The sequence below is a fragment of the Streptomyces prasinopilosus genome, assembly GCF_001419695.1.
Classification (GTDB): domain Bacteria; phylum Actinomycetota; class Actinomycetes; order Streptomycetales; family Streptomycetaceae; genus Streptomyces; species Streptomyces prasinopilosus.
This window is the reverse complement of record NZ_LIRG01000173.1, coordinates 1-13057: the sequence shown is the minus strand read 5'-3', so window position 1 is coordinate 13057 and position 13057 is coordinate 1. Positions and strand designations below refer to the sequence as shown.

The window sequence follows — 13057 nt, the reverse complement described above, 5'->3', positions numbered from 1 at the left end:
CCGGGGTCACCGTGCCCGACGCGGTGACCCGCAGGACGTCGCCGTCGCGCACGACCCGGAAGGACGCGGCCCGCGCACCCGTCGTGTCGGGCACGGTGACCCCGGCCTCGTAACGGGGTGCGGCGCACGGGTGGACGAGCAGGACCGGCTCGTCCAGCCAGTCGCCGTCCGGCCGGGTGCCGTCGGAGGCCAGCGGCAGTACGGCGCCCTCCCTGACGTACAGCGGGAGGCTGTCGTAGCCGTGCCGTTCGGTGCGCCAGCACGGGCCGGTGACCTTCTCGCCGCTCAGCAGGTGGGTCCAGGTGCCCTCCGGCAGGTAGACCTCCACCTCGCCGCCCGTGTCGAACACGGGGGCGACGAGCAGGTCCGGACCCAGCATGTACTGGCGGTCCAGCTGACGGCACGTCGGGTCGCCCGGGAACTCCAGCACCATCGGCCGCATCATCGGCACCCCGGTGTCGTGCGCCTCGACGGCGGCGCCGTACAGGTAGGGCATCAGCCGGTGCTTGAGCAGGGTGAACCGCCGGGCCACCTCCACCGCCTCGTCGCCGAACTCCCACGGCACCCGGTACGACGTGGAACCGTGCAGCCGGCTGTGCGAGGACAGCAGGCCGAAGGCGAGCCAGCGCTTGAACACCGAGGGGTCCGGCGTGCCCTCGAAGCCGCCGATGTCGTGGCTCCAGAAACCGAACCCGCTCAGCGACAGCGACAGGCCGCCCCGCAGCGACTCGGCCATCGCCTCGAAGGACGACCAGCAGTCGCCGCCCCAGTGCACCGGGTACTGCTGCCCGCCGGCGGTCGCGGACCGGGCGAAGAGCACGGCCTCGCCCTGCCCGCGCTCCTTCTCCAGGAGTTCGAACACCGTCCGGTTGTAGAGCTGCGTGTAGTAGTTGTGCATCCGCTCGGGGTCCGAGCCGTCGTGCCAGACCACGTCGGTGGGGATGCGCTCGCCGAAGTCCGTCTTGAAGCAGTCCACGCCCTGGTCGAGCAGGGGTTTCAGCTTCGACTGGAACCAGGCCCGCGCCTCGGGGCTGGTGAAGTCGACCAGGCCCATGCCGGCCTGCCACAGGTCCCACTGCCACACGTCGCCGTCGGCCCGGCGCACCAGGTGCCCGAGGGCGGCGGCCTCGTCGAACAGCGGCGACTTCTGCGCGATGTACGGGTTGATCCAGGCGCTGATCCGCAGGCCCTTCTCCTTGAGCCGGGCCAGCATGCCGTCCGGGTCCGGGAAGACGTCGGGGTCCCACTGGAAGTCGCACCACTGGTACTCGCGCATCCAGAAGCAGTCGAAGTGGAACACCGTGAGCGGGATGCCGCGTTGGGCCATGCCGTCCACGAACGACGTCACCGTCTCCTCGTCGTAGGAGGTGGTGAACGAGGTGCTGAGCCACAGGCCGAACGACCAGGCCGGCGGCAGGGCGGGACGGCCGGTGAGGGCCGTGTAGCGGGCCAGGACGTCCTTCGGGGCGGGACCGGCGACGACGTAGTACTCCAGTGACTGGTCCTCGACGCTGAACTGCACCTGGCCGACCGACTCCGAGCCGACCTCGAAGGACACCGCGCCGGGGTGGTTGACGAAGACGCCGTACCCCCGGGACGACAGGTAGAACGGGATGTTCTTGTAGGACTGCTCGCTGCTGGTGCCGCCGTCGGCCTGCCAGACGTCGACCGTCTGGCCGTTCTTGACGAACGGGGTGAAGCGCTCACCGAGGCCGTAGACCTGTTCCCCGACACCCAGTGCCAGCCGGGTCAGCATGTGGTGCTCCGCCCCGTGACCGGTGGTGGCGAAGGCGGTGTTCCTGGCGTCCGCCCGGGTCAGCTCGCGCCCGTCGGCGTCGTGGAAGGTGAGCGCGAAGGGGCCGGACCCGTCGAGGCGGAGGGCCAGCGGACCGCTGGTCAGCTCGGTGACCGGGCCGTCCTGGCGTACCGTCCCGGCGCCGCCGGCGTCGCCGCCCAGGGCGAAGTCGGGCCCCGGCCGCCGCTTGCCCGCGTGATGGGTGACGCGGACGCCGATCACGCCCTCGGCGGGGGAGAAGCACTCGACCGTGACGAGCGGCGCGTTGAGGGTGTCGCCCCTCCGTGCCACCTTCCGTACGGAGGCGTAGGTGGTGAAGCGCTTCGATTCGGGGCGCACCTCGCGCACCTCGGTGGCGTACGAGATCTGGACACCGTCGCGGATGCGCCAGAAGCCGTCGGTGAACTTCATGATCTTCCTCGATGGGGGAGGGGGCGATGGCGGGAGGGGAGCGGTATGTGACCAGGAACTATGGCAGGTTCCAGGGTTTCTGTCACGCCCCGGCGCAGAGAGATCGCGGGGTCGGGGGGCTAGCGCGACCGGCGTCCCCTGGCGTATTAGTAATCAGGCAAAACAAATTGCACCCCACCCCAGAGCCGAGTTTCCCACGGGCCGGGTCGACTCATCGTCGAAGCGCTTCACCAGCCCGGATCCCCCTCGGCCGCACCCCTCCCACGAGCCGACCGGCCCGGTGCGACACCGGGCCGGTCCCACCCAAGGGCACCCACCGTGACAGCACATCCTCCGGTCGCCGCACAGCGTGGTCGGCGCCGTCCACGCAGAGCCGTCACGTCCTTCGCCGCCGTCGCCGCCCTGGTCGCCGGGGCGGCGCTCACCGGCTGCGCACAGCAACGGGACAGCGACGTGTACACCGTGATGAACTCCTCGACCGACGAGACCTACCACCGCTGGGACGCGGAGGCGATGGCCCGCTGCGGCAAGCGGCTCGGCATCCGCATCGAGCAGCAGAGCGTCCCCGCCGCCCAGGTGATGACGAAGGCCCTGCGCATGGCCTCGTCGAAGTCACTCCCGGACATCGTGCAGTTCGACGCCTCCGAGATGCCGACCTTCGCCGAGGCGGGCGGACTCGTCGACCTGCTCACCCTCGGCCTCGAGACCGACGGCATCCCCCGGGGCATCGTCGAGTTCGGCTCCTACCGGGGCACGTACTACGGCGCGGCCCGTTCCGTGAACACCCTCGCCCTCTTCTACGACAAGGACGTCCTGGACCGGGCCGGCCTGGAGGTCCCCGCGACCTGGGACGAACTGCGCGAGACGGCGGAACGGCTCACCGAGGGCAAGCGCTACGGCCTGGCGCTCAGCGCGGGCGGCGCCGAGGACGGCGTCTTCCAGTTCACGCCCTTCATGTGGTCCAACGGCGGCGACGAGACCGAGCTGGACGGGCCGCGGGTCGTCGAGGCACTCGACTACTGGAAGGCGCTGCTCCAGGACGGCTCGCTGTCCAGGTCCACCGTCAACTGGACCCAGGCCGACGTCAACGACCAGTTCATGGCCGGCAACGCCGCCATGATGATCAACGGCCCGTGGCAGGTCGAGACCCTCAACACCGACGAGTCCCTGAACTGGGGCATCGCCCGGATCCCCGTCCCGCAGGCCGGCGACGCCTCGGTGGGCCCCCTCGGCGGCGCGGTGCTCACCGTGCCGAAGACCGGTCACGAGGACCGCGAGAGGACGGCCGGCCGCGTCGTCGCCTGCCTCACCGGCGAGAAGGAGCAGCTCACCTACGCCCTGAACAGCTGGATGGTGCCGGCCCACGAGAAGGCCGCCGCCGTCTGGCGCGACCGGGTGCCCGGACTCGGCGCGCTGGCCGACCAGGTCGCCGAGGCCCGCTCCCGCACCGGCAGGCTCGGCGCCGGCTGGTCCTCCGTGTCCCTCGCGCTGCAGAGCGCCTTCCAGTCCGCCCTGACCGGCCAGTCCAGCGAGGCCGCCCTGAAGCGCGCCCAGCAGCGGGCCACGAGCGGGAACCGAGGTACGCGTCCATGACCACCGCCACCGACACCGCCGCGGCCTCCGCGAAGACGCCGGAGGAGACCGCCGCCCCGGACCCGGCCCGGCTGCGCCGCCGGCGCCGGCTCGCCCAGTGGGGCTTCGTCGCCCCCGCCGTCGTCTTCATGCTGCTGTTCTTCGGCTACCCGCTCGTCCGCAACGTCGTGATGAGCTTCCAGCACTACACACCGAAGACGTTCTTCACCGGCGAGGCGCCCTTCAACGGCACCGACAACTGGTCGGCCGTCCTCCAGGACGCCCTCTTCGGCAAGGCGCTGTGGCACACCCTCGTCTTCACCGCGGGCTCCCTGCTCGGCCAGTTCTGCATCGGGCTCGCGCTCGCCGTCTTCTTCAGCCGCAGGTTCCCCCTGAACGGCGTCCTGCGGTCCCTGATCCTGCTGCCCTGGCTGGTGCCCATGGTGGTGTCCGGCATCGTCTGGCGCCGCATCCTCGACCAGGACACCGGTGTGCTCAACACCTTCCTGGGCGCCCTCGGCCTCAGCGGCGACACCCCCTGGCTCACCAGCCCCGACATGGCCCTGCTGTCGGTGATCCTGGTCAACATCTGGATCGGCATCCCGTTCAACATGGTCATCCTGTACGGCGGTCTCCAGGAGATCCCGGGAGAGCTCTACGAGGCCGCCTCCCTGGACGGCGCCTCGGCCTGGCGCGCCTTCCGCTCCGTCACCCTGCCCATGCTCAAACCGGTGATCACGGTCGTCCTCGTCCTCGGCTTCATGTCGACGGTGAAGATCCTCGACCTCATCCTCGCCCTCACCGACGGCGGCCCCGCCGACGCCACCCAGACCCTGGGCACGCTCACCTACCAGAACTCCTTCGTCCAGCTCGACTTCGGAGCGGGCGCCGTCGTCGGCAACGTCCTCATCCTCATCTCCGCGGCGTTCGCCGTGTTCTACCTGCGGGCCAACCGCACCGACGGGAAGTGACCGACATGGCCGCTCACACACCCGCCCCCGCCGCCCCGCGCGCACGGGGACGCCGCCTGGGCTCCACCGTGGCGGGCCTGCTCGTCCTGGGCGTCATGCTCTTCCCGCTCTACTGGATGCTCAACACGGCGCTCCAGCCGGAGGCCGGACTGCTCCAGGTCGGCCCGGTCCCCACCGGCCTGGACCTGTCCGGCTTCTCCAAGGCCCTCGCCGACCAGGGCGGAAACCTGCTCACCTCACTGGTCGTCTCCCTCGGAGCCGTCGCCGTCTGCCTGGCCGTCTCCGCGCCCGCCGCCTACGGGCTGGCCCGCTTCGGACTGCGCGGCACCCGCGCCATCGTGTTCGGCACCCTCATCACCCAGATGGTGCCGGGCATCGTCATCGCCAACGCGCTCTACACCTCCTACGTCGACCTCGGCCTGGTCAACTCCCACTTCGGCCTGATGCTCGCGGACGCCTCGCTCGGCATCCCCTTCTCCATCGTGCTGATGCGCGCCTTCATGGTGTCCATCCCGGGCGAGGTCGTCGAGGCCGCGCAGATCGACGGCGCCGGCCCGGTGCGCACCTTCGTCCGCGTGGTGCTGCCGATGAGCCGCAACGCCCTGATCACCTCGGGCCTGTTCGCCTTCCTGTTCTCGTGGAGCGACTTCATGTTCGCGCTCACCCTGAACACCACCGACGACGTCAAACCGATCACCCTGGGCATCTACCAGTACATCGGCGCCCACGTCGGCGACTGGGGCGCGGTGATGGCCGCGTCCGTCCTCTCCGCCGTGCCCGCGGCGATCCTGCTCGTCCTCGCCCAGAAGTACATCGCCGCCGGCATCACCGGCGGCTCCGTCAAATGACCGCACCACGCCCCGAGGAGGGCTCCCCGCACATGTCCGACTTCCCGAGCTTCCCGCCCGGCTTCGTCCTCGGCGCCGCGACCGCCTCCTACCAGATCGAGGGGGCGGTCTCGGAGGACGGCCGCGGCCCGTCGATCTGGGACACCTACAGCCACACCCCCGGCCTGGTGGAGGGCGGCGACACCGGCGACGTCGCCTGCGACCACTACCACCGCTACCGCGAGGACGTCGCCCTGCTGCGCGACCTGGGCGTCGGCTCCTACCGCTTCTCCGTCGCCTGGCCGCGCATCGTGCCCGACGGTGTCGGACCGGTGAACCCCGAGGGCCTGGACTTCTACGAGCGCCTGGTCGACGAACTCCTCGCCGCCGGCGTCGAACCCGCCGCCACCCTCTACCACTGGGACCTCCCGCAGGCCCTCGAGGACCGGGGCGGCTGGCGCGTACGCGACACCGCCGAGCGGTTCGCCGAGTACACCGCGGCGGTCGCCGAACGGCTCGGCGACCGCGTACCGCGCTGGATCACCCTCAACGAGCCGTGGTGCAGCGCCTTCCTCGGCTACTCCGTCGGCCGCCACGCCCCCGGCGCCCGCGAGGGCCGGGGCGCCCTGGCCGCCGCCCACCACCTGCTGGTCGGGCACGGACTGGCCGTGCGGGCACTGAGGGCGGCCGGGGTCCGCGAGGTGGGCATCACCCTCAACCTCGACCACCACCTGCCCGCCACCGGCTCAGCCGCCGACCGGGCCGCCGTCGTCCGCGCCGACACCCTGCACAACCTGGTATGGACCGAACCCCTCCTGGCCGGCCGCTACCCGGACACCGAACAGGACACCTGGGGCGAGCTGATCACCGGCCAGGACTTCCGCCGCGACGGCGACCTGGACCTGATCTCGCAGCCCCTGGACTTCCTCGGCGTCAACTACTACCGCCCCATCACCGTCGCCGACGCCCCGTACCGCGAGAGCGACCCCGCCCGGCGCGTGGCCACCGACAACCGCTACGAGGAGGTCCCGACACCCGGCGTCCGGCACACCGCGATGGGCTGGCCGGTGATGCCCCACACCCTCACCGACCTGCTGGTGGACCTCGACGAGCAGTACGGGGACGCGCTGCCGCCCCTGCACATCACCGAGAACGGCTCCGCCGAGGACGACCGGGTCACCGACGGCGCCGTCCACGACCCCGACCGCGTGGCCTACCTGCGCGACCACCTCACCGCCCTGCGCGCCGCGATGGACCGGGGCGTCGACGTCCGCGGCTACTACGTCTGGTCCCTGCTCGACAACTTCGAGTGGGCCTACGGGTACGGCAAGCGCTTCGGCATCGTCCGCGTCGACTACGCCACCCAGCGGCGCACCCCGAAGGACAGCTACCACTGGTACCGGCGGATGATCGCCGCACAGCGCCCCTGACGGGCCACGGACGAGACGCGGTCGCACCGGGGCCGTCCCACCGCGCGACGGCCCCTTCCGGCTCCCGGCGGCGGGACCGCCCGCGCCGGACCCCGCCCGGCCCCGCCGGACCGCCGCGGTCAGCCCGCCCGCACCGGACCGTCGTCGGCGCCGGGCACCGTACGGAACTCCACGTCGACGACCCCGTCGACGTTGCGGCACAGCTCCTCGAGCTCCCCGGCTGTCGCCCGGGACGACAACTGCCCGATGAGGCTGACATGACCGTGCGTCACGTTCACCTCGACGGCCGAGGGCGCCTCACCGAGCGCCCGCACCAGCACGTCCTCGACGATCTCCGTACGGATCGCCCGGTCCTCGCGCACGAAGACGCGCAGCAGGTCGCTCCTGCTCACCACGCCCCTCAGCCGTCCCGCCGCATCGACCACCAGCAGCCGCTTGATCCCGTGCCGCGCCATCATCCGGGCGGCGTCCACCACGCTCCAGTCCTCGGTGGCACACAAAGCCGGCGACGTCATCAGTCCGGCGGCGTCGGTGGCCCACGCCTTCTCCGGCCGGGGCGCCCCGCCCGGCTCCCCGGCGTCGCCCTCCTGCCGTCCCCACATCTTGTGCAGCAGGTCCGCCTCGGACACCACGCCCACCGGGCGGTCGTCGGCGTCCACGACGGGAACGGCCGTGATGTCGTACTCGAGCAGCAGGTGGGCGATCTCCTTGAACGGCGTCGCGCCCTGGATCCGGACGACCGCACCGCTCATCACGTCGCGCACCTTCTGGTGGCTCATCGTGGTGGTTCCTCTCTGCTGCCGGCGCAGGACCGATGTAGGGGCGACCCCCGTGCGCCTGAGGCCGTCACCAACATCATTGTCGGTCGGAACGCGTGAGCGGAGAAATGACGGAGGCCCGCACCGAGGGTGCCGACGGCGGAAGGGGACCGCGGACACCCGTCCGGCCCCCGGCCGTCACGGCTCGTGAGGAGAGGGGGCCGGACGGCGCGGTCAGCGGATCCGCGGAAGCCGTTCCCCGTCGGCGTGTCCACCCCGAGCGTGCCGCCGGGCCCGGTCCGTGCGCCGGCCATGCGCGGATGGTCCGCGACCGCCTCGCCGATGACCGCGGCCTCGCGGCCGAGGGGTGCGCCCGCCCCGGGCGCAGGCCGGCCCTCGCCGGGATCGGTCCGCTGCCCGAGGTGTTGACGCCGACGCCGTCGCCGTGCCCCGACTCCACGACCTCGGTGCCGCGGGGCCGCTCCGGGCGCCCCGGCGGCACGAGGGACGACGACGCCTTCACCGGGGCCGGCCCCGACGACTCCGGCACCGGACACCGGCCGGGCCGACGGGCGGCGGGCCCACGGCACCGGCCGGAGCTTCCCGGGGCCGGGGCGGTTCTCGGTGCGCGCCCGCGGGCCGTCCGTGGGCACGGCGACGGGGCCCGCCTTGTAGAGTGCGGTGGCCGGGGCCGCCCGGTGCCCGATGCCGTCAGGGGGAGTGCCATGGCCAAGGTCACCGTCACGCTCGACGCCGAACTCGTCGTGGAGGTCATGGTCCTGGCCGGAGTCGGATCCCCCCAGGACGCCGTCGAGGTCGTGGTGCGGGACTACATTGCCCGCGGCCACCGTACGGAGGCACGCACCGAACTCACGGACCGGAACCTGCGCGAGACGGACGCCAAGCCGCAGGAACCGCAGGGCTGAGCCCGCGCGGAGGGCGGCGGACAGGGTCCCGCACCGCCACGACTCCCGGGAGCGTGCCGGGATCCGGCCCGCCGGGGGTCAGGGGGTACGGATGCCCGCCGGGCGGGCGGGGCGTCCGAAGCGGGCGGGCACGCCCGGCGAGTAGAGGACGCTCACGGGGGCGCCCACCGGTTCCGGCAGGCCCGCCGCCGTCACCAGGTCCTCCTCGCACTCGATCAGCTCGGCGCGGTGCAGGGGCCAGCGGGGGTGGGTGTTGGGCAGGTACACCGACCGGCCGAAGAAGGCGCCGTGCAGGCCCCAGCGGGCGGTCAGGAAGTGCTCCAGAGCGGTGGGTTCCCCGATCGGCTCGCCGACCCGCACGGTGATGCGGCTGCGGGCGCCGCGAGGACCGGGCCAGCGCCGCGAACTGGTGTACGTGACGGTGCCGCCGCTGCGCCGGACGGCCATGCGGGACCAGAGGTAGGGCATCCGGAAGCCGATCCGGGCCACCGTCACGGGCAGCAGCCGGGAGGCGTCCAGGGAGAGGAACACCACGCCCCGGCGCCCCTGTCCGTCCACCGAGTAGAGGCGGACGTTGGTCTCGGGGAAGGTGCCGAGGTAGGGGATGCCGGGGAGGCGCAGCCAGCCGACCCGGTGCATCCGGAAGGCGACCAGGCCGACGTAGGTGACGCCGTCCAGGATGTCGGGCGTGGTGCCGGGAGGCAGCAGGGGAGCCACGTCCGCGGGGTCCGCGGCCCAGTGCAGGAAGGTCAGGTCGAGCCAGGACTGGGTGAGCAGCGGACGCGCGATCGCCTCGGGCGGCTCGGCGGTTATGGGTTCCGGAGACCCCGGAGTCCCCGGGGGCGGAGGAGTCGGCGGCATTGCCGCATTATCCCAGTTCTCCGGCGGGGCAGCATCGCGGGGGACCCGGGCGAACGACCGCCTCGCGGCGCGCGGCGCACGAGGCGCGCGGGGGCGGCGGCCGGTACCGCGGCCGCCGCCCCCGCGCACCCGCCCGGAGCGGGGAGCGTCCGCTACTCCACGCCGAGCCCCGCGTCGTCCACCGCTTCCTTGCCCTCGGCCTCGAGCACCTTGTTCAGCGGTGCCAGGTCGTAGATGCCGTCCAGGACGGGCTGCTCCAGCAGGCCGGCCTTCACCGCGTGCCGCGCCTGCGAGTCGAGCGTGGACGCCAGGGGGTCGTCGAGGAAGGTGATGGACTCCCAGGCCGGGTCGAGGACGTTCTCGGGCAGGGCCTTGCCCGACAGTTCCTCGAGTGCCTTGTTCGCGGACTCCTTGGCCTTCTCGGGGTTGGCCTCGATCCATTCGTTGGTCCTCACCGAGCCGCGCAGCACGGCCTCGACGACGTCCGGGTGCTCCTCGAGGAACTTCTGCGACACGATGATGTTCGTGATCACGAACTTCTTGTCGGGCCACAGGTCGGCCTCGTCGAGCAGCACCTCGGCGCCCTCCGCGACCAGCCGGGACGCCGTCGGCTCCGGCACCCAGGCGCCGTCGATCGAACCGGACCTGTAGGCGTCGGGCGCCACCTTGTTGTCGGTGCGGACGACGGAGACGTCGCCCTTGCCGCTCTGCGCGTCGACCTTCCAGCCCTTCTCCGCGATCCAGTTGAGGAACGCGACGTCCTGGGTGTTGCCGAGCTGCGGGGTCGCGATCCTCTTGCCCTCGAGGTCGTCCTCGGACTTGATCCTGTCCGGGTTCACCACCAGCTTCACGCCTCCGGAGGCGGAACCGCCGATGATGCGCAGGTTCTTGCCCCGGGACTTGGTGAATCCGTTGATGGAAGGGGAGGGGCCGATCCAGCCGATGTCTATGGAGCCGGCGTTCAGCGCCTCGATCTCGGACGGTCCGGCGTTGAAGGTCGCCGACTTGATCCTGGTGGCGCCGAGCTCCTTCTGCAGCAGCCCCTCCTCGATGCCCACCAGCGCGTTGGCGTGGGTGAGGTTCGGGAAATAGCCGAGCTTCACCTCGTCGGCGGACAGCTTCTCGGCGTCCGCCGCGACCTCGGACCGCTTGCCGTCGTCGGTGGACTCGGAGCCGTAGCCGCACGCGGTGAGCAGGAGGGGCAGCGTCGCGGTGACGGCGAGGGCGCGCAGGAGGGTGAGCGGTCTGGCGGCAGACACGGAGGGGTCCTTTCGGGAGGGGTGAGGAGACGGGAACGACGAGGTGCGGCGGCGGCCCGGCGGAGCGCGTCGACGGTCGCGCCGGACCCCGGCCCGCGGCCGCACGGGACGTGCGGCGCGGACGCGCGGAGGGCCGCCGGGCGGGCCCGGGGCGTGCGGGACGCGGTGGTGAGCCGCAGGGAGACCGTGCGCCCCGGGGGCGGGCCGCCTCAGACGTGCCGGGAGGCGGACGGTCCGCCGGCGGACCGTCCGCAACCCGCCGGCCCGCGGCCGGGCAGCCCGGAGGGGGACCGGCGGGGCGCGGAGTGACGACAGAGGGCGCTCGAGGCACGGCCGAAGTCGATGTGGCGGCGCGAGGTCAGGCGGGGCAGCGGGTGAGCCGCACGGTCGAACGCGCGCATGACCACGACCCCCCGAACCCTAGTTTTCCTACCTGGTTGCTAGGGATCGTGGCAGAAGACGGCGTCCGCCCCAAGAGGGTGTTCACATGATGGATGGAGCTATCTCGTGATCTGAGAAACGGCTGGTCGACCGGTGCGTCAGGGGTTCACCCAGGCGTCCGGAGCGTCGGTCAACGCCGCCACGTCGGGGGGCAGTTCGGCCGCGGCGACATCGGCCAGCGACACCCCCTCGAGGATCTCGCGGACATTGGACCGCAGCGCGATCCACAGGGGCAGCAGCGACTGGGCCGGCCCGGAGTAGGACAGGTCCGGCGGGCGGACCCCGCGTACCGAGACCAGCGGCCCGTCCACGACGCGGATGACGTCGGCGATGCTGATGGACTCGGCCGGCCTGGCCAGCCGGTACCCGCCGTTGCCGCCGCGCCGGCTGAGGACGAGACCGCCCCGGCGCATGTCGTTCAGGATGCCTTCGAGGAACTTGTGCGGAATGTCCTGGGCGTCGGCGATGGCCTCGGTCTTGAGGGGGGCGTCGTCCCGCGAGGCGGCGAGCTGCAGTGCGGCCCGTACCGCGTAGTCCGCCCTGGCTGAGATCCGCATGTCCGTAGTATCCCGCACGCCGCCGCGGGTGTCCGGGCGGGCTCCCGGGCGATCGGGCGGGGCGGTCAGGCGGGCAGGACGAACGGCGGGTGCGCGCCGTTGAGGAAGTAGTCGCCGACGTCGCGCAGCCGGTGGGAGACCGGTTCGTACAGGGTGTGGGCCCTGGCGTTGCGCCAGAACCGGTCGAAGCCCAGCCGCGCGGACACGGAACGCGCGCCGACGACGTCGAGGGCGCGGGACGTGGACTCCTGCGCGGCCCTGGAAGCGGCGGCCTCCGCCATCGCCACGAGGACCGAAACCTCCGCGCACTCGTCGTAGGCGAGTCCCTCCCCGCGCTCCAGCGCCGCCAGTACGGCGTCCACCGCCTGGTCCGCGAGCGCGGCGGCGGAACGCGTGAGGACGGTGAGCTCCCCGAACGCGGTGAGCGTCTGCGGGTCCCGGGGCGGTTCGGCGGGCCAGGAGGGGGACCAGGGCCACTGCCCCGGCCTGGTGTACTCGCGGGCCTCGGCGAGCACGCCCTCGGCCAGACCGAGCCGGAGCTGCACGGAGAGGAGGCGGCTGACCGGGGACGCCAGCGCCGTCAGGGGCGACAGGACGTCCTCGTCCGCGGACAGCGAGCCCAGGACGTCGTCGGCGGCGACCGGCACGGCGTCGAACTCCAGGGAGCCGCCGGCCGCCAGCCGCTGGCCGAAGACGTCCGCGCCCCCGTCGACCCCCACACCGGGCAGGGCCGGATCGACCGTGACGGCCAGTGGTTCACCGGTGTCGGCCCGCACGGCGCGCACGGCGAGCCGGTCGGCGACCAGGACCCCGGCGGCGAAGCTCTGCCGTCCGTCCAGCACCTGCCCGCCGCCTCTCCCGGTCAGTGTCAGCGGGGGCTCCTGGTGGGCGAGACCGCCGCCCCAGCACCACCGCTCCGCCGCCGACCGCCGCTCGATCCGCGCCGCCCGGGCCGGATCGGCGAAGAACCGGGCGCTCCACGACAGGAAGTAGTGCGAGCCGAGCAGCTGGCCGATCGCGCCGTCGGCCGCGGCTATCTCCCGGACGACGGCACAGGCCGTACGCCAGTCCGCGCCCCCGCCGCCGGACCGGGCCGGCACCAGCAGGGCCAGCAGCCCCGCCTCGCGCAACCGGGACACCTCGTCGACGGGGGCCTTGCCCGCCTGCTCCCTGGCCGCCGCGTCGGTGGCCAGATCGTCCGCCGTCTCGCGCGCGACGCGCAGCCAGTGCGCCCGGTCCGGACCGGGCG

Annotated in this window: 11 protein-coding genes; 5 read left to right on the top strand and 6 right to left on the bottom strand. The window is 72.6% G+C overall.

Going from position 1 to position 13057, the window contains the following annotated elements; translation table 11 throughout:
• Nucleotides 1-2206, bottom strand: a 2206-nt coding sequence (gene yicI, locus AOK18_RS08900; RefSeq protein WP_055693948.1) for an alpha-xylosidase, incomplete at its 3' end; no start/stop codon positions are given.
• Between the two features lie 318 nt (nt 2207-2524).
• On the opposite strand from yicI, the gene AOK18_RS08895 reads away from it, so the two are divergent.
• The 4 genes from AOK18_RS08895 to AOK18_RS08880 are packed head-to-tail and all read left to right on the top strand — an operon-like array spanning nt 2525 to nt 7006.
• Nucleotides 2525-3799 carry an ABC transporter substrate-binding protein gene (locus AOK18_RS08895; RefSeq protein WP_055693947.1) on the top strand — a complete coding sequence of 425 codons (1275 nt, stop codon included), beginning with the start codon at nt 2525-2527 and terminating at the stop codon, nt 3797-3799.
• Nucleotides 3796-4749 carry a carbohydrate ABC transporter permease gene (locus tag AOK18_RS08890; protein ID WP_055693946.1) on the top strand — a complete coding sequence of 318 codons (954 nt, stop codon included), beginning with the start codon at nt 3796-3798 and terminating at the stop codon, nt 4747-4749. Before AOK18_RS08895 ends, AOK18_RS08890 begins: the two co-directional genes overlap by 4 nt.
• Before the next feature lie 5 nt (nt 4750-4754).
• Nucleotides 4755-5597 carry a carbohydrate ABC transporter permease gene (locus AOK18_RS08885; protein ID WP_055572459.1) on the top strand — a complete coding sequence of 281 codons (843 nt, stop codon included), beginning with the start codon at nt 4755-4757 and terminating at the stop codon, nt 5595-5597.
• A 32-nt stretch (nt 5598-5629) separates the two neighbouring features.
• The gene (locus AOK18_RS08880) at nt 5630-7006 is read left to right on the top strand and encodes a GH1 family beta-glucosidase (RefSeq protein ID WP_055693945.1); all 1377 of its coding nucleotides are present in this window, start codon (nt 5630-5632) and stop codon (nt 7004-7006) included.
• A gap of 119 nt (nt 7007-7125) precedes the next feature.
• Here the strand turns inward: AOK18_RS08880 and AOK18_RS08875 are convergent, their stop codons facing one another.
• On the bottom strand, nt 7126-7785 hold the full coding sequence (locus AOK18_RS08875; RefSeq protein WP_055572454.1) for a CBS domain-containing protein: 660 nt from the start codon (nt 7783-7785) through the stop codon (nt 7126-7128).
• A 704-nt stretch (nt 7786-8489) separates the two neighbouring features.
• Here AOK18_RS08875 and AOK18_RS08870 point away from each other — a divergent pair.
• Nucleotides 8490-8690: a type II toxin-antitoxin system VapB family antitoxin gene (locus tag AOK18_RS08870; RefSeq protein WP_055605986.1), complete on the top strand. Its 201-nt coding sequence runs from the start codon at nt 8490-8492 to the stop codon at nt 8688-8690.
• Between the two features lie 78 nt (nt 8691-8768).
• On the opposite strand, the gene AOK18_RS08865 is transcribed toward AOK18_RS08870, so the two are convergent.
• The 4 genes from AOK18_RS08865 to AOK18_RS08850 form a co-directional block, all read right to left on the bottom strand.
• Nucleotides 8769-9551 carry a YqjF family protein gene (locus tag AOK18_RS08865; protein ID WP_055693944.1) on the bottom strand — a complete coding sequence of 261 codons (783 nt, stop codon included), beginning with the start codon at nt 9549-9551 and terminating at the stop codon, nt 8769-8771.
• Between the two features lie 152 nt (nt 9552-9703).
• Nucleotides 9704-10810: an aliphatic sulfonate ABC transporter substrate-binding protein gene (locus AOK18_RS08860; protein ID WP_055693943.1), complete on the bottom strand. Its 1107-nt coding sequence runs from the start codon at nt 10808-10810 to the stop codon at nt 9704-9706.
• Nucleotides 10811-11349: 539 nt separating this feature from the next.
• The gene (locus AOK18_RS08855) at nt 11350-11808 is read right to left on the bottom strand and encodes an RrF2 family transcriptional regulator (RefSeq protein WP_055575064.1); all 459 of its coding nucleotides are present in this window, start codon (nt 11806-11808) and stop codon (nt 11350-11352) included.
• A 65-nt stretch (nt 11809-11873) separates the two neighbouring features.
• Nucleotides 11874-13057: acyl-CoA dehydrogenase family protein (locus tag AOK18_RS08850; protein WP_055693942.1), on the bottom strand; the 1184-nt coding region annotated here is incomplete at its 5' end.